The organism is Streptomyces sp. TRM68416 (assembly GCF_014596915.1).
Classification (GTDB): Bacteria; Actinomycetota; Actinomycetes; order Streptomycetales; family Streptomycetaceae; genus Streptomyces.
This window is the reverse complement of sequence record NZ_JACVWU010000019.1, coordinates 112,944-133,468: the sequence shown is the minus strand read 5'-3', so window position 1 is coordinate 133,468 and position 20,525 is coordinate 112,944. Positions and strand designations below refer to the sequence as shown.

General features: G+C 71.4%; 18 protein-coding genes. 7 read left to right on the top strand and 11 right to left on the bottom strand.

From position 1 onward, the window contains the following. Nucleotides 1–90 precede the first annotated feature (90 nt). From ICC28_RS27980 to ICC28_RS27965, 4 genes are all read left to right on the top strand, one after another. On the top strand, nucleotides 91–1,437 hold the full coding sequence (locus tag ICC28_RS27980) for an ABC transporter substrate-binding protein (RefSeq protein ID WP_188291509.1): 1,347 nt from the start codon (nucleotides 91–93) through the stop codon (nucleotides 1,435–1,437). Nucleotides 1,438–1,541: 104 nt separating this feature from the next. Then, nucleotides 1,542–2,333 (top strand): rhamnogalacturonan acetylesterase, encoded by a 792-nt coding sequence (locus ICC28_RS27975; protein ID WP_188291508.1) that lies wholly within the window; start codon nucleotides 1,542–1,544, stop codon nucleotides 2,331–2,333. A 28-nt stretch (nucleotides 2,334–2,361) separates the two neighbouring features. Then, entirely contained in the window at nucleotides 2,362–3,672 is a 1,311-nt protein-coding gene (locus ICC28_RS27970; RefSeq protein ID WP_188291507.1) for a polysaccharide lyase family 1 protein, read from the top strand. A 104-nt stretch (nucleotides 3,673–3,776) separates the two neighbouring features. Beyond that, a complete protein-coding gene (locus ICC28_RS27965; RefSeq protein WP_188291506.1) occupies nucleotides 3,777–4,907 on the top strand; it encodes a pectinesterase family protein in 1,131 nt (376 codons plus the stop codon). A gap of 144 nt (nucleotides 4,908–5,051) precedes the next feature. Here ICC28_RS27965 and ICC28_RS27960 read toward each other — a convergent pair whose 3' ends face one another. From ICC28_RS27960 to ICC28_RS27945, 4 genes are all read right to left on the bottom strand, one after another. Then, nucleotides 5,052–7,250, bottom strand: a complete 2,199-nt coding sequence (locus ICC28_RS27960; protein WP_188291505.1) for a family 43 glycosylhydrolase — start codon at nucleotides 7,248–7,250, stop codon at nucleotides 5,052–5,054. A gap of 230 nt (nucleotides 7,251–7,480) precedes the next feature. After that, the gene (locus ICC28_RS27955) at nucleotides 7,481–7,663 is read right to left on the bottom strand and encodes a hypothetical protein (protein WP_188291504.1); all 183 of its coding nucleotides are present in this window, start codon (nucleotides 7,661–7,663) and stop codon (nucleotides 7,481–7,483) included. Between the two features lie 118 nt (nucleotides 7,664–7,781). Continuing rightward, nucleotides 7,782–8,645 (bottom strand): hypothetical protein, encoded by an 864-nt coding sequence (locus ICC28_RS27950; RefSeq protein ID WP_188291503.1) that lies wholly within the window; start codon nucleotides 8,643–8,645, stop codon nucleotides 7,782–7,784. Continuing rightward, nucleotides 8,642–9,202, bottom strand: coding sequence for a SigE family RNA polymerase sigma factor (locus ICC28_RS27945; RefSeq protein WP_188291502.1), 561 nt, complete (start codon nucleotides 9,200–9,202; stop codon nucleotides 8,642–8,644). Before ICC28_RS27945 ends, ICC28_RS27950 begins: the two co-directional genes overlap by 4 nt. Before the next feature lie 259 nt (nucleotides 9,203–9,461). Here ICC28_RS27945 and ICC28_RS27940 point away from each other — a divergent pair, with 259 nt between their 5' ends. Continuing rightward, nucleotides 9,462–10,913, top strand: coding sequence for an NCS2 family permease (locus ICC28_RS27940; RefSeq protein ID WP_188291501.1), 1,452 nt, complete (start codon nucleotides 9,462–9,464; stop codon nucleotides 10,911–10,913). A 16-nt stretch (nucleotides 10,914–10,929) separates the two neighbouring features. On the opposite strand, the gene ICC28_RS27935 is transcribed toward ICC28_RS27940, so the two are convergent. The 6 genes from ICC28_RS27935 to ICC28_RS27910 all read right to left on the bottom strand — a co-directional run bounded on the left by ICC28_RS27935 (nucleotide 10,930) and on the right by ICC28_RS27910 (nucleotide 16,835). Next, nucleotides 10,930–12,381, bottom strand: coding sequence for a peptidoglycan D,D-transpeptidase FtsI family protein (locus ICC28_RS27935; protein ID WP_188291500.1), 1,452 nt, complete (start codon nucleotides 12,379–12,381; stop codon nucleotides 10,930–10,932). 53 nt (nucleotides 12,382–12,434) lie between these two features. After that, nucleotides 12,435–13,097, bottom strand: a complete 663-nt coding sequence (locus ICC28_RS27930) for a response regulator transcription factor (protein WP_188291499.1) — start codon at nucleotides 13,095–13,097, stop codon at nucleotides 12,435–12,437. A 124-nt stretch (nucleotides 13,098–13,221) separates the two neighbouring features. After that, nucleotides 13,222–14,475: a sensor histidine kinase gene (locus ICC28_RS27925; protein ID WP_188291498.1), complete on the bottom strand. Its 1,254-nt coding sequence runs from the start codon at nucleotides 14,473–14,475 to the stop codon at nucleotides 13,222–13,224. Continuing rightward, on the bottom strand, nucleotides 14,472–15,506 hold the full coding sequence (locus tag ICC28_RS27920; protein WP_188291497.1) for a hypothetical protein: 1,035 nt from the start codon (nucleotides 15,504–15,506) through the stop codon (nucleotides 14,472–14,474). The genes ICC28_RS27925 and ICC28_RS27920 overlap by 4 nt, the downstream gene beginning before the upstream one ends. Before the next feature lie 81 nt (nucleotides 15,507–15,587). Next, nucleotides 15,588–16,058 carry a GNAT family N-acetyltransferase gene (locus ICC28_RS27915; RefSeq protein ID WP_188291496.1) on the bottom strand — a complete coding sequence of 157 codons (471 nt, stop codon included), beginning with the start codon at nucleotides 16,056–16,058 and terminating at the stop codon, nucleotides 15,588–15,590. Between the two features lie 3 nt (nucleotides 16,059–16,061). Beyond that, nucleotides 16,062–16,835 (bottom strand): IclR family transcriptional regulator, encoded by a 774-nt coding sequence (locus ICC28_RS27910; RefSeq protein ID WP_188291495.1) that lies wholly within the window; start codon nucleotides 16,833–16,835, stop codon nucleotides 16,062–16,064. Between the two features lie 141 nt (nucleotides 16,836–16,976). Between ICC28_RS27910 and ICC28_RS27905 the strand changes: the two genes are divergently transcribed. Further along, on the top strand, nucleotides 16,977–18,506 hold the full coding sequence (locus tag ICC28_RS27905; RefSeq protein ID WP_188291494.1) for an aldehyde dehydrogenase (NADP(+)): 1,530 nt from the start codon (nucleotides 16,977–16,979) through the stop codon (nucleotides 18,504–18,506). Nucleotides 18,507–18,513: 7 nt separating this feature from the next. Further along, the gene (locus ICC28_RS27900) at nucleotides 18,514–19,122 is read left to right on the top strand and encodes a DUF1349 domain-containing protein (RefSeq protein WP_188291493.1); all 609 of its coding nucleotides are present in this window, start codon (nucleotides 18,514–18,516) and stop codon (nucleotides 19,120–19,122) included. On the opposite strand, the gene ICC28_RS27895 is transcribed toward ICC28_RS27900, so the two are convergent. Further along, nucleotides 19,082–20,461 (bottom strand): MFS transporter, encoded by a 1,380-nt coding sequence (locus ICC28_RS27895; protein WP_188291492.1) that lies wholly within the window; start codon nucleotides 20,459–20,461, stop codon nucleotides 19,082–19,084. The two genes, ICC28_RS27900 and ICC28_RS27895, sit on opposite strands and share 41 nt — an antisense overlap. Nucleotides 20,462–20,525: the final 64 nt, after the last annotated feature.

The following is a 20,525-nucleotide window of genomic DNA, read 5'->3' as shown; positions in this document are numbered from 1 at the left end:
TATCACCCCTGATCCAGAAGAACTGGTCCGGAAGAACTGGTCCAGAAGAACTGGTCCGGAAGAACTGATCCAGAAGAAGAGAGCCGACCGATGAAGATCAGCATCCGTAGAAGCAGGCGCGCTGCCACAGCCGTCGCCCTGGGCTCCGTACTCGCCCTGACCGCCACCGCCTGCGGTGACGACGGCAGCGGCGGTGGCGGGGGCAACGGAGCCGAGGGCTCCGGCACGGGAAAGATCGTCTTCTGGGACAACAACGGCGGTGTCCGCACGGACATCTGGAAGGAGATCATCGCCGACTTCGAGAAGGCGAACCCGGACATCGAGGTCGACTACGTCGGCATCCCCTCCACGGAGGTGCAGTCCAAGTACGACACCGCCATCCAGGGCGGCGGGCTGCCGGACGTCGGCGGGGTCGGCGCGGCGATGCTCGCCGGGATCGCCGCGCAGGACGCGCTGGAGCCCGTGGAGGAGCGGCTCGCCGGGTCCTCCCTGGACGGCAAGCTCAACGAGGACATGGTCGAGTCGGTGAAGGTGGCCGGCGGCTCCGACCACATGTACTCGATCCCCACCTCCGCCAACAACGGCGTCCTCTACTACCGCACCGACCTGTTCGACAAGGCCGGTCTCGAGGAACCGAGCACGTGGGAGGCCTTCTACCAGGCCGCCGAGAAGCTGACCGACGCCAAGAAGAACGAGTTCGGCTACACCATCCGCGGCGGCGCGGGCTCGATCGCGCAGGCCCTGGACGCGATGTACGGACAGTCCGGCATCACCTCCTTCTGGGACGCGAGCGGCGAGAAGACCACGGTCAACGACCCGAAGAACGTGGAGGCGCTGGAGAAGTACGCCGCCCTCTACAAGAAGGTCACCCCGGCCGCCGACCTGAACAACGACTTCACCAAGATGGTCGCCCAGTGGGACTCGGGCACCATCGGCATGCTGAACCACAACCTGGGCTCCTACCAGGACCACGTGAAGGCGTTCGGCGCAGAGAAGTTCCGGGGCATTCCGCAGCCGGTCGGTCCGGGCGGCAAGCGGGTGCAGGTGTCCAACCCGGTCGACGGCCTGGGCCTGTTCAAGAGCTCCAAGAACAAGGAAGCGGCCTGGAAGTTCATCGAGTTCGCCGCCTCGCACGAGTCGAACTCCAAGTGGAACGAGTCCGCGGGCGCGATTCCGTCCCACACGGAGGCGGCGAAGGACGCGTGGATCGGTGAGGCGGAGCCGACGAAGCTGGCCGCGGCCGCGTTGAACGACGGTTCCACGACTGTCGTCCAGCTTCCTTACTACCTGCCCGACTGGAACACGATCTCGAAGGCGGACAACGAGCCGAACTTCCAGAAGGTGCTGCTCGGGAAGATGAGCGCGAAGGACTTCCTCGACACGTTGGCGGAGCAGCTGAACGAGGCCCAGGCCGAGTGGAACGAGCAGAAGGGCTGAGAGCTCGGTGGTTTCTGTCGTGGGGGAGCTGCGGGCCGTCGTGGCCGGTCGCGCGGTTCCCCGTGCCCCTGGTAGGTCGAGTCACCCTTCCTGAAAGGAACCCCGTGTCGCTTTCCCGTAGGCAAGTCGCCGCTGCCGCCTTCGCGGCCGTTCCCCTCGGAGTCGCGGTCGGCGGGACCGCGCAGGCATCCTCGCGTCGGACCCGGACCCTCTACCTCGCCGGTGATTCCACCGCCGCCCAGAAGTACGCCGACGCCGCGCCCGAGACCGGGTGGGGCATGGCGCTCCCGTTCCTGCTGCACAAGGGCCTGCGCGTCTCCAACCACGCGGTCAACGGGCGGAGTTCGAAGAGTTTTGTCGACGAGGGCCGACTTGATGTCGTCCTCGGCGCCCTTCGGCCCGGTGACCTCCTGCTGATCCAGTTCGGGCACAACGACGAGAAGACCGCGGACCCCACGCGGTACACCGAGCCCTGGACGACGTACCAGGACCACCTGCGCCTGTATGTCGACGGCGCCCGGTCCCGCGGCGCCCGGCCCGTGCTCGCCACCTCGGTCGAGCGGCGGAAGTTCGACGCGGGCGGCACCGCGCAGCCCACCCACGGCGACTACCCGGCGGCCATGCGTGCGCTCGCCGAGGAGGAGGGCGTGGCGCTGCTCGACATCCAGGCGCTGTCGCTGGCCCTGTGGCAGGAGCTGGGCGCGGAGGAGACGAAGAAGTACTTCAACTGGACCGCCACCGAGCAGGACAACACGCACTTCAACCCGCCCGGCGCGATCGCCGTCGCGCGGCTCGTGGCCCGGGAACTGCTGCGCACGCGGGTGCTGCGCCCGCAGGACGTGCGCAGGATCGACGAGGAGATCCCGGAGTCCTGGATCACCTGGCCCGAGGCCTGAACCCCTACCGAGAGAAGAGAGCCGCACCATGAACGCACTGAAATGGCATGGGCATGCCACCACCAGGGCGGCCGCGCTGATCGGCTGCACCGCGCTCGTCCTCGGTGTCACCGGCACCGGCGTCGCCCAGGCCGGCTCCCGTGACCTGGGCCGGGAGGTCCTGGCCGCCGGGGACGGCTGGGCCTCGGAGGGTGCCGGTACCACCGGCGGTTCGGCCGCCGACGCCGAGCACGTCTACACCGTGACCACGTGGGAGGAGTTCAGGGCCGCCCTGAAGGACGGCGGTGACGCCCCGAGGATCATCAGGGTCAAGGGCATGATCGACGCCGTGTCCCAGGGCTGCGAGGCCTTCGAGGCCGAGGGGTACGACTTCCGGCAGTACCTCGCCGACTACGCCCCGGCCGTCTGGGGCAACGACACCCCCGTCAGCGGTGAGCAGGAGGACCTGCGGGCCGCCTCCGCGGACAACCAGGACAAGGCCATCAAGGCGGCCGTCCCCGCCAACACCACCATCGTCGGAGTCGGCAAGGACTCCGGGATCCTCGGCGGCAGCCTCCAGATCAAGGGCGTGGACAACGTCATCCTGCGCAACCTGACCATCGAGGCCCCGCTCGACTGCTTCCCGCAGTGGGACCCGACCGACGACGACAACACCGGCGCCTGGAACTCCGAGTACGACGGTGTGGTGGTCTACGGCTCCACCCATGCGTGGATCGACCACAACACGCTCACCGACGGCCGCCACCCCGACAGTTCCCTGCCGTCCTACTTCGGCAAGACCTACCAGCAGCACGACGGCCTGCTCGACATCGTGCGCGGGGCGAACCACGTCACCGTGTCGTGGAACTCCTTCGCGGACCACGACAAGACCATGCTGATCGGCAACAGCGACAGCGCGGCCGCCACCGACGCGGGCAAGCTCAAGGTCACGCTCCACCACAACCGCTTCGAGGGCATCGTGGAGCGGGCGCCCCGCGTGCGGTTCGGGCAGGTCGACTCCTACAACAACCACTTCGTGGTGACCAAGGAGCAGAAGTTCGGCTACGTCTTCGGCATCGGCATCGAGTCCCGTCTCCACGCCACGCACAACGCCCTCACGCTGGCCCCCGGCGTCAGCGTCGGCAAGGTGCTGAAGAAGTGGAAGGAGGCGCCGCTGACCGCCGAGCACAACTACGTCAACGGCAAGCTGACGGACCTGATCGCCGTGCACAACGCGGAGATCCCCGAGGAGACCCTTCAGTCCGGCGCGGGCTGGACCCCGACCCTGCGCACCAAGGTCGACCGGCCGCAAGCAGTTCCGGGCATCGTCGACCGCCGGGCCGGCGCCGGCGGCTGCTGACCCGGCGGGGGCCGGGGCGCGCGACCGCCCCGGCCCCCCGCCCACCCCGCCTCCCACGGCGAGGAACACCCCCGTAGGCCACCGCACCTCCAAGGAGCACCCGCATGCCCTGGCCCCACCACGAACCGCCCCTGTCCAGAAGGGGATTCCTGACGGCGGGCGCCGGTGCCGCCGCCGTGATCGGCCTCGCCCCCGCCCCCGGGCGGGCCGGCACCCGCCGCCCCTTCGGCCGCCACGGCTCGCCCGCCGCCCGCCTCACGCCCACCACCCTGTACGTCGACCCGCACGGCCGCGGCGACCACACCACCGTCCAGGCCGCGGTGGACGCCGCCACCGGAAGCGGCTGGACGCTGGTCCTCGCGCCGGGCACCTACCGAGAGACGGTCTCGGTCACCGCCGCCCGCACCGGGATGACCTGGCTCGGTGCCGGCGACGACCCGCGCGACGTCGTCATCGTGTACGACAACGCCGCCGGCACCCCCAAGCCCGACGGCTCGGGCACGTACGGCACCACGGGCTCGGCCACCACCACCGTGCGCGCCGACGGCTTCACCGCCCGCCGGATCACCTTCGCCAACGACTGGCTGCGCGCCGACCATCCGGAGATCACCGGCACCCAGGCCGTCGCGATCAAGGTGACGGGCGACCGCTCGGCCTTCCACCACTGCCGCTTCCTCGGCCACCAGGACACGCTGTACGCCGACACGAACGCGCTGACCCGCTTCGCCCGGCAGTACTTCTCCCACTGCTACGCCGAGGGCGACGTCGACTTCGTCTTCGGCCGGGCCACGGCCGTCTTCGAGCACTGCCACTTCCGCACCCTGACCCGCACCGACCTGGCGGGCGCCCCCTACGGCTTCGTCTTCGCGCCCTCGACGGCGGGCGCCAACCCCAACGGCTACCTGGTCACCCGCAGCCGGGTGACCAGCGAGGCCCCGGACGCCTTCTACAAGCTGGCCCGCCCCTGGGTGCCCAGCTCCGACCCCACCGCCCGCCCCAGGCTCACGGTCCGGGAGACCTGGCTGGGCCCCGGCATCGACGCGGTCGCGCCCTACGCCACCATGTCCAGCGGCCACCCCTGGCAGGAGCAGCGGTTCGCCGAGTACCGCAACACCGGCCCCGGCGCCCGGACCACCGTCCCCGCCAACCGCCCCCAACTCACCGACGAACAGGCCGAGTCACAGACCCGAGCCGCCCTGCTCGGCGAGTGGGAGCCGTGGCGGGACGCCCGCTGAGCGCGACGATCGACTGAGCCAAGCGGACCTGGCGCATTCGACTGCAGTTCCTCGCGCCCCAAAAGGGGCGCGAGGAACTGCGCGACCGGCCACGACGAGTCCCCGGGCGAACGACGACCCGTCGCGGCACTTTCAGCGGAGCGCTCAGCGCTTGACCGGCCGGACCGACTCCAGGGTCGGCACCACCGGGACGATCGTGCCGTCCGCGGCGAAGCGCAGGCGGTCGATCGTGGTCTCCCGGTGCATGCCGTCGCCGCCCGGCCGGCCGGGGCCGTTCAGGGCGAAGCGGTGGTAGACGATGTACCAGTCGTCGGTGCCGGGGGTGTTGACCACCGAGTGGTGGCCGGTGCCCTTGATGCCGTACTCGGGCCGCTTGGCGAGGATCGTGCCGTGCTTGGTCCACGGGCCGAGCGGGGACGGGCCGGTGGCGTAGGCGACGTGGTAGTTCTCGCTGCGGGTGTCGTCCTCGGACCACATGAAGTAGTACGTGCCGTTCCGCTTGATCACGAAGGCGCCCTCACGGAAGTTCTCGGGGGTGATGTCCTTCACCGCGGCCGGGTCGAACGACACCATGTCGTCGTTGAGCGGTACGACATAGCCGCGGCCGTTGCCCCAGTACAGGTACGCCTGTCCGTCGTCGTCCGTGAAGACCGCCGGGTCGATCATCTGGCCGCCCCAGGCGCCGCCCTTGGCCACCAGGGGCTTGCCCAGGGCGTCCTTGAAGGGGCCGGCGGGGGAGTCGGCCACCGCCACGCCGATCTGCTGCTCGGCGCAGAAGTAGAAGTAGTACTTGCCGTCGCGCTCGGCGATCGCCGGTGCCCAGGCGTAGGTGTCACCCCAGCTCACGTCGGGGCCGAGGTCGAGGATGACTCCGTGGTCCTTCCAGTGGACCAGGTCCTTCGACGAGTACGCCTTGAACCGCGTCCCGCTCCAGCCGCGGAAGCCGTCGGTGGTCGGGTAGATCCAGTACTCGCCGTTCAGGTAGTGCACGTCCGGGTCGGCGTTCAGGCCGGGCAGGACGGGACTGCGGGTCGGCACCGCCTCGACCGTCCAGGTGCGGCTCGTGCCGTCCGCCGCCGTGACGGTGTACGTCCGCGGGGTGCGGAAGTCGCGCCGGGTGCCGGACCTCGGGCTGACCGTGGCGCCCTCGCCCACCCACAACTGCGGGGCGAGACGCCGCAGATCGGCGTTCGGCTCCATCGGGAGGACGACCTTGTTCGCCGACTCGGTGACGATCGCGTACCCCTTCTGCCCGCGCGCCGTCGCGTCCACCAGTGAGGTCGGGCTCTCGGGGTAGGCGGCCAGCAGCCGGTCGTACTCCTTCTGCGTCACCGGGATGACCGTGCCGTGCCGCGGGCTCGCGGGCAGTTGGTAGTCCGTCGACGGGGTCCACCGGCCGGAGTCGAGGTCGGTGGTCTCGAAGGGGAGGTAGCCGCGGCCGCCGTACTCGTCGATGAACAGGTACCACTTGTCCTCGGTGTTGGACTTGAACACCGTCGGTCCCTCGCCGCGGTCCATCGCCCCGCTGCCGATGCAGTCGGAGACGAACTCGTACGAGGTGTCGGTCAGCGAGGACGACTTCTCACCGGTGACGAACTTCGAGCAGGGGCTGCCGGAGGAGGGGTCCCGCTCGTCCTTGGTGTAGCGGTAGTAGGTGCCCGCGTGCTCGACGACCGTGGAGTCGATGACCGAGTAGCCGGGGTCGTTCCACACCTTGGGCTCGCTGAAGGTGCGGAAGTCCTTCGTGGTCGCGTACAGCATCTTGTTGTACGTCGAGCCGGTGTGGCCGGGGTCGTCGTCGGCGTACAGCTTCGACGCCCAGAAGACGACGTACTCGCCGAGCGAGGCGTCCCAGTAGGCCTCCGGCGCCCAGGTGTTGCCCGCGTTGTCGGGGGAGACCTTCACCAGGCGCTGGTCGGTCCAGTTCACCAGGTCGGTGGACTCCCAGACCATGATCGACTTGCTGCCGTGCCGCTGGACGTGGTCCCAACTGCCGCTGGAGTTGCGGTACATGCGCAGATCGGTGGCGATCATGTAGAACTTGTCGCCCTCGGGGGAGCGGATCACGAACGGGTCGCGCAGCCCCTTCTCCCCGATCGTGGAGGTCAGGACCGGTTTGCCGGCGTTCAGCTCGCGCCAGTGCAGGGCGTCGTTGCCCCGGCTGAGGGCGTAGCGGATCTGCTCGCCGTCGGCGGTGCCCTCGCCGGTGAAGTAGGCGAAGAGATAGCCGGCGTACTTGGGCTGCTTCACGGGTGGTGCTCCGGAGTGGGCGGAACCGGGCGGGGCGGTGAGGAGGGCGAGGAGGAGCGAGAGACAGGCGACGAGCAGGAGGCGTGGGCGCATGTCAGTCCCTGTGTGGGTGTGGGGGTTTCTGTTGAAGGTGGGGCGCCCTCGGAGTGTTACCAGCCGGAAACAGCACGTCAATCGGTAGCGGTGGGATGGAAGTGAGCGAAAGTTTCGGTCGCTTTCGCCGGGGGCGCCAACCCCGCCCCCGGGCCGGGCACCGGACCCGAGAAGCGCGCCCCCGCCGGTCGTCACCGGCGGGGGCGCTTCATCTGCTGACCGAGGGGGGCTCAGGTCAGCAGGTCTTTGGGGTTACTACTGGTACGTGATGTCAGACGCGCCGAAGCGGCATGACGTTCCGTCCGCGGCCACACCGAGCCGATTTCGAAGGCCGGGGCACCGGCGACCACCGCCCGCCGCCCGGTGAGCCCGGTGACCCGGCGGCGGACGCGCTGTTCGGCTCGTGCGGTCATGCCCATTCCTTGCGTGGGGAGAGGTGCCTTGCGCTTCCTGGTCGCCACGGGTGCGGAAAGGGTTGCCGCGCCCTCGGAACTTTTTCGCGCCTTCCTTCGCGGCTGCCTTCCGCGGGCCCTACGAGCCGCCCTCGGCGTTCGGGCCGTCGCCCTCCTGCGGGGCGAAGCCGCCGGCCACGGACCACTGCTTGCCGCCCGCCCGGGCCGTCGCCGTATAGCGGTCGTCCTTGGCGTCCCGGCCCCCGCGCTCATGGTTGTACTGGCCCGCGAACACCCACTCGCCCTTGCGGGCCGTACGGCCCTCCTTGAGCTTCCAGGTGTACACGAGGAAGCCGTCACGCTCCTCGACGGTGAGCGTGAAGTCGTCCTCCGGCAGCGACCGCCAGGCACCGGACGAACTCACCCCGCCGGTCTGCGCCACCTTCAGCACGACCGTGAGCCCGGTCAGTTCCTCGTCCGTCCTCAGCGTCACGTTGCTCTGCGCCCAGAACTCGTTGCTGTGCGGGTCCACCGTGCCCTCCGACCACAGCGGGCCGTCCTGCGCGTCCGCCGCGGGCGGCTGGGCCGTCGCCGACGGCTGAGTCTGCGTGGGCGTCGCACTCGGCTTCCGGCCGCCCTCCCCGGAGCGCTCCGGAGTCGGGTCCGCGGGCGGGGCCGGCGGGGCAGGCGCACGGCTGGTCGTGTCCGGCGACGGCGTGGGTGTCGGCGAGGTCGTCACCGACCGCTGCGGGGTGTCCTCCTTCACGGCCGACGCCACCGCGTAGCCGCCGACCGCGAGCACGCCCGCGACCGCGGCCGTCGCGCTGACCACCCGCACCCAGCCGAAGACCGGCGGACGGGTGGCCCGGTGGTCGGGACGGGTCTGTTCCGCCATGCCGCGCTCGACCCGGGCGAGGATGTGCTCGCGGTTCGGCTCGTGCTCCCCGGCCGCCTGGTGCAGCCGGGCGCGCAGCTCGTCGTGCACGTCCCGCTGCATCCTCATCGGTCCCTTCCTGCGGCATTGCGCGCCATGGCCGTCTGCATCCTCAGCGGTGACTCCTGTGTGCCGAGCAGCCGCTGGAGCTCCGCCATTCCCTTGGACGTCTGGCTCTTCACCGTACCGACCGAGACGCCGAGGGCCAGTGCGGTGTCCTTCTCCGAGAGGTCGAAGGCGTGCCGCAGCACCACGCAGGCGCGTTTGCGGAACGGGAGTCTACGCAACGCCTCTTGGACGTCGACGACGCCCGCCACGTCCGGGTTCTCCGTCTTCTCCTCGCGCTGCGACCAGAACAGCGCGATGCGCCGCCGCTCACGGACGGCGCTGCGGATCCGGGTACGGGCCAGGTTGGCGACCACACCGCGCGCGTAGGCGGCCGGATGGTCGGCCGCGCGGACCCGGTCCCACCGGTGCCACAGCGCCAGCAGCGCGTCCGCCGCCAGATCGTCGGCGGCGTCCGGGTCGCCCGTCAGCAGATGGGCCAGCCGGGACAGTTCGGCGTAGTGGCGCTCGAAGAAGGCATGGAACTCCACGGAGGCGGCGTCGTCGACGACTGTGCCCACGGGCGACCTCTCCTGCCGATGAGTGGCATGTGAATGACGTGTGGTGGTCCGGCGATCTTCCAGCGATCTTCCGGTCGAGGTCCGGAAGCGTAGCAGTGATCGAACACGTGGTTCGTACGGGGCTTCGAACACCGTGTGGCGGGCCGCACGGTGAGCAGGCCCGATCCGTAACACGGGGAAAACCTGAAACGGGTTCGACGCAGGAACAATCCAGCCAGCATCCGCACACCGATCAGTCAGGCACCGAGGAGCGACCCGCATGCCCGAACTGCAGAAGACCGTCGACCGGCCGGAGGACGCGCCCCCGGCCGTAAGCAGCGTCGACCGCTTCTTCAAGATCTCCGAACGGGGGTCCACCTTCGGTCGTGAGATACGCGGCGGCTTCGCCACGTTCTTCACGATGGCCTACATCCTTGTCCTGAATCCCATCATTCTCGGCAGCGCGACGGACAAGTTCGGCCACCAGCTCAACCCGGTCCAACTCGCCACCGCCACCGCCCTGGTGGCCGCCGTGATGACGATCGTCATGGGCGTCGGCGGCAACCTGCCGCTCGCCCTCGCCGCCGGCCTCGGCCTCAACGCCGTCGTCGCCTACCAGATCGCCCCGCTGATGAGCTGGGACGACGCGATGGGCCTGATCGTCCTCGAAGGCCTGCTGATCTGCGTACTGTCGGCCACCGGGCTGCGCGAGGCCGTCATGCACGCCATCCCGCAGGCGCTCAAGCAGGCGATCAGCGTCGGCATCGGCCTGTTCATCGCCTTCATCGGCTTCGTCGACGCAGGCTTCGTCACCCGCATCCCCGACGCGGCGAACACCACCGTCCCGGTGCAGCTCGGCGGTACCGGCACCCTCTCCGGCTGGCCGATGTTCGTCTTCTGCCTCGGCCTGCTGCTCACGGTCGGGCTGCTCGCCCGCAAGGTCAAGGGCGCCATCCTGATCAGCATCGTCGCCACGACGGCCGTCGCCCTCGTCGTCAACGCGATCGCCGACGTCGAGACCTGGGGCCTGACCACGCCCACGTGGCCCAACCAGCTGGTCGACACCCCCGACTTCGGGCTCCTCGGCGACTTCAGCCTGTTCGGGGCGTTCGGCGAGGCCACCGTCATCACCGTCGTCCTGCTCGTCTTCACGCTGATCCTGTCCGACTTCTTCGACACCATGGGCACCGTCGTCGGCATCAGCGCGGAGGCGAACCTGCTGGACGAGCAGGGCAAGGTCGGGAACCTGGGCCGCGTGCTGTTCATCGACGGCGCGGCGGCGGTTGCGGGCGGCGCGGCGTCCGCGTCCTCCGCGACCTCCTACATCGAGTCGGCGGCCGGGGTCGGCGAGGGCGCCCGCACGGGCTTCGCCAACCTGGTCACCGGCGGCCTCTTCGCCCTCGCCCTGTTCCTCACCCCGGTCCTGACCATCGTCCCGCTCCAGGCCGCCGCCCCCGCCCTCGTCGCGGTCGGCTTCCTGATGATGACCCAGGTCAAGTACATCGACTGGGACAAGTACGAGACCGCCGTCCCGGCCTTCCTCACCATGGCCGTCATGCCGTTCACCTACTCGATCACCAACGGCATCGGGGCCGGCTTCGTCTCCTACGTCCTGATCAAGGCGGTGCTGGGGAAGACGAAGGAGGTCCACTGGCTGATGTGGATCACGTCGACGCTGTTCCTGGTGTACTTCGCGATCGATCCCATCGAGCAGATGCTGGGCGTGAAGTAGCCGCCGGGGCCCCGCACTACCCCTTGAGCGCCGCCTCCATCATCGCCTTGGCCACCGGCGCGGCCAGCCCGTTGCCGCTGACCTCCGACCGGGCCGCGTCCGACTGCTCCACCATGACCGCCACGGCGACCTCCTTGCCGTCGGCCTCGGCGTACGAGGTGAACCAGGCGTACGGCGTCTGGCTGTTGTTCTCGCCGCGCTGGGCCGTACCGGTCTTGCCGCCCACGGTCGCGCCCGGGATCCGCGCGTTCGTGCCGGTGCCCTCCTCGACGACCGTCCGCATCGCCGACCGCAGTTCGTCGGCGGTCTCGGAGCTCATGATGCGGGTCGTGCCGGCCTCGTCGTCGTAGTCCTTCAGGACGTCGCCGCCGCTGTCGGTGATCTCCGACACCATGTGCGGCGACACCAGCTCGCCGCCGTGGGCGACGGCCGCCGACACCATGGCCATCTGCAGCGGCGTCGCGGTGACGTCGAACTGGCCGATGCCGGTCAGGGCGGTCTGCGCGTCGTCCATGCCGGAGGGGTACACGCTCTCGTACGCCCGTACCGGTACGTCCTGCTTGTCGTCGTTGAAGCCGAACTTCTCCGCTGTCGCCCGCACCTTGTCCTGGCCCAGGTCGTAGGCCATCTTCGCGAAGACGTTGTTGCAGGAGTACTGCAGCGCCACCCGGATCGAGGCGTTCTCGCAGGGCGCCGACCTGTTCTCGTTCTCCAGGACCGTCACCGTGCCCGGCAGGGTGTACGGGTCGGGGCTGTCGGTCTTCTCGTCCACCGACCTGTACAGCCCGTCCTCCAGCGCGGCCGCCGCCACGACCAGCTTGAACGTCGAGCCCGGCGCCACCGGCTGGCGCAGCGCGCGGTTGGTCAGCGGTTTGTCGGGGTCCTTGGTCAACTGCTTCCAGGCCGACCCGGCGGTGTTGGCGTCCGTCAGCGACGACGGGTCGTACGACGGGGTCGACACGACCGCAAGGATCTTCCCGGTCGCCGGGTCGATCGCGACCGCCGCGCCCTTCTTGTCGCCCAGCGCCTCGTACCCCGCCTTCTGCACGTCCGGGTCGATCGTGGTGACCACGTTGCCCGGCTCCGCCCGCTTGCCGGTGACCGTGTCCATCACGGTCTTCAGCCGGTCGTCCGTGCCGTTGAGCAGGTCCTGGTAGATGCCCTCCAGCTGGGTGGGCGCGTAGGCCTGCGAGGCATAGCCGGTCACCGCCGCGTACAGCTCACCGTCGGTGTACGTGCGCTTGTACGCGAGGTCGCTTCCCTTCGTCCTCGCCGAACCGGTGACCGCCTCACCGGCCACGATGATGTTCCCGAGCGGTGCCGCGTACGTCGCGATCACGTTCCGCCGGTTGTCCTTGTCGTTCGCGAGCGCCCGGCCCTCGTAGAACTGCACCCAGGTCGCCCTGACCAGCAGAGCGAGGACCATGAGCAGCGTGAAGACCGCGGCGCGCCTGATCGTCTTGTTCATCCCGCCGTGAGGACGAGCGACGCCGGGCGGATCGTTCCCCCGCGCGGCTTTTCTCATCGAGCGTTCATGAAGCCCGCCTCGTACGCGGCGATCACGGCCTGGGTGCGGTCCCGGGTGCCGGTCTTCGCCAGTACCGCCGCCACGTGCGACTTCACGGTGGCGGGGCCGACCTCCATCCGCCGGGCGATCTCCGCGTTGGTCAGCCCGGCCGCCATCAGCCGCAGCACGTCGCTCTCCCGCCCGGTGAGCCTCGCCACCCAGGGCGCGGGCGCGGGGTACGCGCGCGCGTGCTCGGCGGCGAGGGTGCGCACGGCCGCCGGGAACAGCAGGGTGTCGCTGCGCGCGACCAGCCGTACCGCCTGTACGAGCGCGTCCGCGTCGGCCCGCTTGAGCAGGAACCCGGCGGCCCCGGCGCGCAGGGCGTCGTACACGTAGGAGTCGTTCTCGAAGGTGGTCACGACGACGATGCGGGGCGGATCGGGAAGCGTGGCGAGGATCTGCTCGGTGGCGCGGATGCCGTCGACCTCCGGCATGCGTACGTCCATCAGCACGACGTCGGGCCGCCGCTCCCGTACGACGGACACGGCCTCGGCGCCGGTGGCCGCCTCGCCGACCACCTCCAGGTCCGGCTCGGCGGAGAGGATGGCGCGCAGGGCGGTGCGGACCATGCGCTCGTCGTCGGCGAGGACGACCCGGACGGGCGGACGGGGGGTCATACGGGTCCTTTCATGCGGGGCTGCTCAGGGGGAGGCGTATGTGTGGGCGTCGGCCGACGGCGTCGATGCCGGCCCGTGCGGTGCCGGGCAGGCTGCGGCCGTCGCCGGGGCGGCGCGGGTCTTTTCACGCGGGGCTCCTCAGCGGGAGGCGTACACGCAGGCGCCAGCCGGCCGCGTCGGCGCCCGCCTCGGCGGTGCCGCCGAGCAGCCGGGCCCGGTCGGCGATGCCGCGCAGGCCGTGGCCGCCGCCGGGGCGGCAGGGGGCGGCGGCGCCGAGGGGGTTGTCCAGGGTGATCTCCAGATGCCCGTCCGCGACGGCGATCCGCAGGGTCACGGTGACCTGCCCGCCCGCGTGCTTCAGCGCGTTGCTCAGCCCCTCCTGCACGATGCGGTACGCCTCGCGGGACACCACCGGCGGCAGCGACTCGGGGTCGGCGTCGACGGTGGCCCTCACCCGCAGCCCGCCGGCCCTGGTGCGGCGCAGCAGACCGTCGAGATCGGCGGCGAGGGTGGGCGCGGGCGCGGTGCCCGGTGCGTCGCCCTCCCGCAGCACTCCGAGGACGGCGTCCAGTTCACCGACCGTACGCCGCGTGGTGTCCTCGATCGCGGCGAGCGCCTCCCGCACGAACTCCGGGTCGCTGTCCAGAACCCGGCGGGCCGCGCTCGCCTGGAGCGCCACCGCGCTCAGGGCGTGCCCGACGGAGTCGTGCAGCTCGCGCGCCAGCCGGTTGCGTACGGCGAGATCGGCGGCGCGGGCCTCGGCCGCCGCGAGCCGGTCCTCCGGGGTCGGGCCGAGCAGCGCGGGCGCCCAGCGGGCGAGCAGCGCGCCCGCACCGGCCGCGCAGGCGGCGAGCGCCACCAGACAGGCCACGCCCGCGACCGGCATCAGCGCCAGCAGCCGGCCGTCGCCCATGGCCTCGGGGAGTCCGAGCAGGTCGTCGTCGAACAGGGCGACGACCGGCAGGGCGATCAGCACGGCGGCGAACGGCGGCACCGCCAGCGACATCCCCGCGATGATCCCGCCGAAGCCGAGATGCAGCGTGAACCAGGCAGCCGTACGCCGCCTCGCCACCCGGCTCCGGGCGGGACCGTAGGACAGCCTGCCCTCGTCGACCCCGCACAGCGACCGCACCACGACGGCCTCCATGGAACGGGTCAGTGGGAACAGCCACGCGGTGAGCGCGGCCAGCGGCAGTCCGACGACGAACGACAGCACCTGCGCGCGGAGGTCGTTGAAGACGTACCGCGAGTCGAGCGCGGGCCCGACGACGAGCTGCCCGACGAAGACATACGGCATGGCGAGCGCGCCGCCGAGGATCAGATGGATCCACCGCCGGCGCGTCCGCCGCCCGAACAACAGCCGGGCGAACTCCCTCACGTGCGGCGCCGGAGGAGGACGGCGGACCGCTCCGCGAGGAAGTGGGCCCCCACGGCGGCCACCAGGATGCCGGTGATCATCTGGCCAGCGTAGGCGAAGTGCATCGCCGGGGTGAGGCGGTCGCCGACGTCGTCCGTGCCGGTCAGGGAGGCGAGCGACAGCCAGGCGCCCCAGCAGGCGACAGCGCCCGAACCGACCCAGGCCAGCGCGAGCGGCACCCCGACCGGCAGCACGGGCGCGCCGCGGAAGGCGAGCAGCCAGGCGCCGGCCACGGCGGCGAGGAGGAAGAGCACGTCCACGGCCTGCAGCACGTGGAAGTCGGTGGTGCGGTCGGCGACCCGGCCCGCGCTCAGGCCGGCGGTGCCGCCGCAGGCCCACAGCAGATGGCAGGCGAGCGGGAACAGGGCGACGACGGCGGCGGCGACGGCACCGGCACGCCGGACGGAGGCGCCGGAGCCGCGCGGCAGGTCCCAGATCCGGCCGTGCCACAGCTCGCCCCAGCGGTCACGGGCGTACAGGACGAAGAGCGTGCCGAGCGCCAGGCCCTGGACGATGAAACCGCCGTAGACGACCCCGAACACCCACTCGTGGAGGAACGGGGCGGCCGCCGAATCACCTCCCGTGTCATCGGCGGTGCTCACCGTGCCGCCGAGGAGCCGCACGAGAAGTTGGAGCGGGAAGCCGGTCATGATCGGCGCGAGCAGGCCGGTGGCGACCCATACGGGCACCGCCAGCAGCCAGGCCGGGACGCGCAGCCCCCAGGGGCGGGTCAGCACCAGGGCCAGCACGATGACGCCGGAGTCCATCAGCAGCGTGATCCCGTTGGCGACCGCCATGGCCGTCCGGTGCTCCAGCAGCGAGCTGCCCTCCGGAATGCCGATGTGGCTCCCGGCCAGCCAGGCCACCTTGAGTCCGACGTACGGCAGACAGGAGACGATGGCCACGGCCCGCAGCGCCCGCCGGGGGAGGGAGAGGGGGAGGGCGCCGGACTTCGGCCCGCGTTCGGCTTCGGCGAGGAGTGACTGCGTCATGCCCTCACGCTCTCGCGGCACCCCCGGCGCCCGCCTCCTGCACGGCGACGATCCCTCTCCGCCGTGCGGGGGAGAGGGGGCTCAACCCTCCAGGACCAGCACGACCTCGTCGATCTCCTCGCCGCGGGCGTTGGCGAACCCGCGCGCGTGGGCGGTCACCCGGAACCCGCACTTCTCCAGCACGCGCCGCGACGCGGCGTTGTCCGCGGCGGCGCGGGCGTACAGCGGGCGTTCGGGGACCTCGGCGACCAGCGCCGCGAGGGCGGCCTTGGCGATACCGCGTCCCCAGTACGCGCGGTCGATCCAGTAGGTGACCTCGCGCTCGCCGGGCTCCCCGTACACCGCCGTGCTGCCCACCACGTCACCGTCCACGAGGATCGTGCGGTGGACGGCGTCGGAGGCGAGGGCCCGTTTCCAGTGGGCGTCGAACGCGTCCCGGTCGGCCGGGTCCTTGGGGGTGAAGGCGGCCATGCGGACGGCCTCGGGGTCGTTCATCTGCCGGAAGAAGACCGGCAGATCACTGTCGTGGACCGTGCGAAGGGTGAGCTCCATGCCTCAGAGCCTACGAGTGGCCAGGGTCAGCCGGTCCCGGGCGTCGAACAGCGCGTCCTTCACCATCTGTTCGTGGGCGGGCGTCAGCCGCGCCACCGGCACCGAGCAGCTGATCGCGTCCCGCGCGGGGGTGCGGTAGGGGACCGCCACGCCGAAGCAGCGCAGCCCGAGGGTGTTCTCCTCGCGGTCCACGGCGAAGCCCTGCTCGCGCACCTGGTGCAACTCCTCGATGAGCTTCTCCCGGTCCGTGATCGTGTTCTCCGTGAGCGCCGGCAGGGTCTCCGGGAGCATCTTGCGGACCTGCTCGTCGGTGTACGTGCTCAGCAGCGCCTTGCCCAGGGAGGTGGAGTGCGCCGGGAGGCGGCGGCCCACGCGCGTGAAGGGGCGCAGGTAGTGCTGGGACTGACGGGTGGCCAGGTAGACGACGTTGGTGCCGTCCAGGCGGGCCAGGTGGATGGTCTCGGTGGTGTCGTCCGCCAGCCGGTCCAGCGTCGGGCGGGCCGCCGCCACCACTTCGTCGCCGTCGATGTAGGAGGTGCCGACCAGCAGCGCCCGCACGCCGATGCCGTACCGCGTGCCCGTCGCGTCGGTCTCCACCCAGCCCAGCTCCACGAGGGTGCGCAGCAGCATGTACAGGCTGGACTTGGGGTACCCGACGGCCTCTTGGACCGCCGCGAGGGAGTGCATACCGGGGCGGCCGGCGAAGTACTCGAGCAGTTCGACCGTCCGCACCGCGGACTTGACCTGCGCTCCGCCCCCCGTCTCGCCAGCCGACATCGCCCTTGACCCCTTCGTTCGACGAGAAGCTGAAGATATAGTCTCCAACGGCATATTCACCATCAGAGACGATGTTCAGTATATCGAACGACCCTGGTGGATGACCCGTACTGCGGCATGACATGTGTGGAGGGACCTGCGGTGGCAGCAGCACCAGTCTGGAGTGTCGACCCCCGTACCGGGAAGCAGCGCGAGCAGGTTGCGGTGGAGGCCACGGCCCAGGAGGTGGACGCCGCCGTCCGCGCCGCGCACGACGCCCGCGCGGCCCTGGCCGACCGCACGGTCCGCGCCGCCTTCCTGCGCACGGCCGCCGAGAAGCTGGAGGGCGCCAAGGAGCAGCTCGTCGAGGCGGCCGACGCCGAGACCGCGCTCGGGCCGGTCCGGCTCACCGGCGAACTCGCCCGCACCTGCTACCAGTTGCGGGCCTTCGCCGACATCGTCGACGAGGGCGCCTTCCTCGACGTCGTGATCAACCACCCCGACGACACCGCGACCCCGCCCATCCCGGACCTGCGCCGCTACAAGGTGCCCCTCGGGGTCGTCGCCGTGTACTCGGCCTCGAACTTCCCCTTCGCCTTCTCCGTCGCCGGCGGCGACACCGCGAGCGCGCTCGGCGCGGGCTGCCCGGTCGTCGTCAAGGCCCACCCCGACCACCCCGGCCTGTCCGAGCTGGTCGCCAAGGTGCTGCGCACGGCCGCCGCCGAGCACGGCGTCCCCGAGGGCGTGGTCGGTCTCGTCCACGGCTTCGAGGCCGGCATCGAGCTGATCAGGCACCCGCTGGTCGCGGCGGCCGGCTTCACCGGTTCGGTACGGGGCGGGCGTGCCCTCTTCGACGCGGCGGCCGCCCGTCCGGTCCCGATCCCCTTCCACGGCGAGCTGGGCTCCCTGAACCCCGTGCTGGTCACGGAGGCCGCCGCCGCCGAGCGCGCGGAGGCCATCGGCGCGGGGCTCGCGGGCTCCATGACCCTGGGCGTCGGCCAGTTCTGCGTGAAGCCCGGTCTGGTGCTGGCCCCGGCCGGCGACGCGGGCGACCGGCTCCTCAAGTCCCTGACGGACGCGGTCAGCAACACCGACGCGGGTGTCCTGCTGGACCACCGCATGCGGGACAACTTCGTCGCCGGGGTCGCCGAGCGCGCCGAACTGCCCGACGTGGAGACGCCCGTGACCCCGGGCGCCGGCAGCGAGCACACGGTGAGCGCGGGCTTCCTCACGGTGCCGGCGGACCGGCTGGCCGCCGAGGGCGCCTACGACCTGCTCCTGGAGGAGTGCTTCGGGCCCGTCACCGTCGTCGCCCGCTACGCCGACGAGGACGAGGCGAAGACCGTGCTGTCGCGGCTGCCGGGCAACCTCACGGCGACCGTTCACGTGTCCTCGGAGGAGGCGGAGGGCAAGGGCCGCGGCCCCGAACTGCTCGCGGAGCTGACCCCGCTGGCCGGCCGCGTCCTGGTGAACGGCTGGCCGACGGGCGTGGCCGTGGCCCCCGCCCAGCACCACGGCGGCCCGTACCCGGCGACCACGTCCACCTCCACGTCCGTCGGCGGCACGGCGATCGAGCGGTGGCTGCGACCGGTCGCCTACCAGGGCGCCCCCGAGGCCCTGCTCCCGCCGGAGCTGAAGGACGACAACCCCCTGGGCCTGCCCCGGCGTTTCAACGGCCGTCTGGAGCGCTGACCCCGCGATGGACGTAGAGCTCCCGGAACTCCCCTTCCCGCTGCGCGCCCACGGTCCCGACGGTCACTGGTCCTACGAGGGCGGCGTGCTCACCGGCCGGGCAGGCTCCCGGCAGGACCGCTTCGTGCCGCCCACCGGCGAGGCGCTGGACCCCGCCTCCGACGCGCCGCGGCTGCTGGGCGCCCCCGAGGGGGACTTCCGGCTCGTCGCCCGGGTCACCGTCGGGTTCGCCGGGGCCTTCGACGCCGGGGTGCTCTACGTCCATGTCGGGGAACGGGCCTGGGCCAAGCTCTGTCTGGAGTACTCCCCGGACGTGCCCACCGTCTGCACGGTGGTCACCCGGGGACACTCCGACGACGCGAACTCCTGGACGGTGGAGGGCGATTCGGTCTGGCTACGAGTGAGCCGCACCGGACGCGCCTTCGCCTTCCACGCCTCCCACGACGGCCACCACTGGACCTTCGTCCGCCTCTTCACCCTGGCCGACGAGAAGGAGACCGGCGCGGCCCTCGTCGGCTTCATGGCCCAGTCGCCGATGGGGGAGGGGTGCGTGGTGACCTACGACCACCTGGAGTTCAGGCCGGGCGGACCGAGCGACCTGAGAGACGGAAGCTGAGCAGGAACGTCGTCAGGAGCAGGGCCGCGCTGATGGCCAGGCTCCACCGCATGCCCGCCGCGAACCCGTCGGAGACCAGCGCGCCGAACACGGCGATCCCCAGCCCTCCGGCCACCTGCCGCGCCGCGTTGAGCACCCCGGCCGCCAGCCCCGCCCGCTCGGCGGGGACCGCGTCCATCATCGCCGCGGTCAGCGGCGGCACCGTCAGCGCGCAGCCCAGCGCCATCGGCACCAGGAGCACGGCCACCAGGGCCGGAGGCGTGCCGGCGTCGACGTAGAGCAGGACCAGCAGGCCCACGACGGCCAGCGCCTGGCCCGCCAGCATGGGCAGGCGCGGGCCGTGGCGTCCCGCGAGCTTGCCCGCCACCACGTTCGTCACCGCGATCAGCCCGGTCATTGGCAGGAACATCAGGCCCGCGTGCAGCGCGGACAGCCCCTGGACCTGCTGGAAGAAGAGCGAGAAGACGAACACCAGGCTGTAGAAGGCCACGCTGACCGCCGCTCCCGCCGCCACCGCCGCCGTCACCGTCCGGTCGCGGAAGAGCCCGAGCGGCACCACCGGGTGCGCGTGCCGGGACTCGACACGGAGGAACGCCACGGCGGCGGCGACGCCGACCGCCAGGGCCGCCCAGCCCGCCGTCCCGCCCTCGATCACCGCGAACGCCACCGACGTCAGCGCCAGCGCCGCCGTCACCTGGCCCGGAACGTCCAGCGGCGCCGGACGGCGCTCCGAGCGCGGGGCCCGCACCAGCAGGGCCAGGATCAGCAGTCCGACCGGCAGGTTGACGAAGAAGATCCCGCGCCAGTCCCAGGCCGTGGTGAGCGCCCCGCCCGCCACCGGGCCGAGCGCCACCGCCGCCGAACCGCCCGCCGCCCACGCGGCCACCGCCCGGGCCCGCCCCGCCGGGTCGGGGAACGCCTGCCGCACCAGCGCCAGCGAGGCCGGGAGCACGACCGCCGCCGCCATGCCCTGCACCGCCCGCGCACCGAGCAGCACCGGCAGGTTCGGGGCGAGTCCGCAGGCCACCGAGGCCAGCGTGAACACCGCGGTGCCGAGCGCGTACGCCCGGCTCGCCCCGGCGCGGTCCGAGAAGGCGCCGGTGGAGAGCATCAGCGCGGCGAAGGGCAGCGTGTAGGCGTCCACCACCCACTGCAAGCCGGACATCCCGCTGTCGAAGGAGCCGCCGATCGCGGGCAGGGCGACGTTCACCACGGAGGCGTCGAGGCAGATCAGCCCGAAGCCGAGGAGGGCGGCGGTCAGGGTGAGCGCGGGGGAGGGCCGCTTCGCGGGCAACGGGAGAGGAGTTTCCGGCAGTTGGACGGTCTGCTTCGTTGACATGCCCCCATGCTGCGGATCACGCGCGGCGTACAGTAGTGGCCCGAATGCCATACGTCCGGAGGTT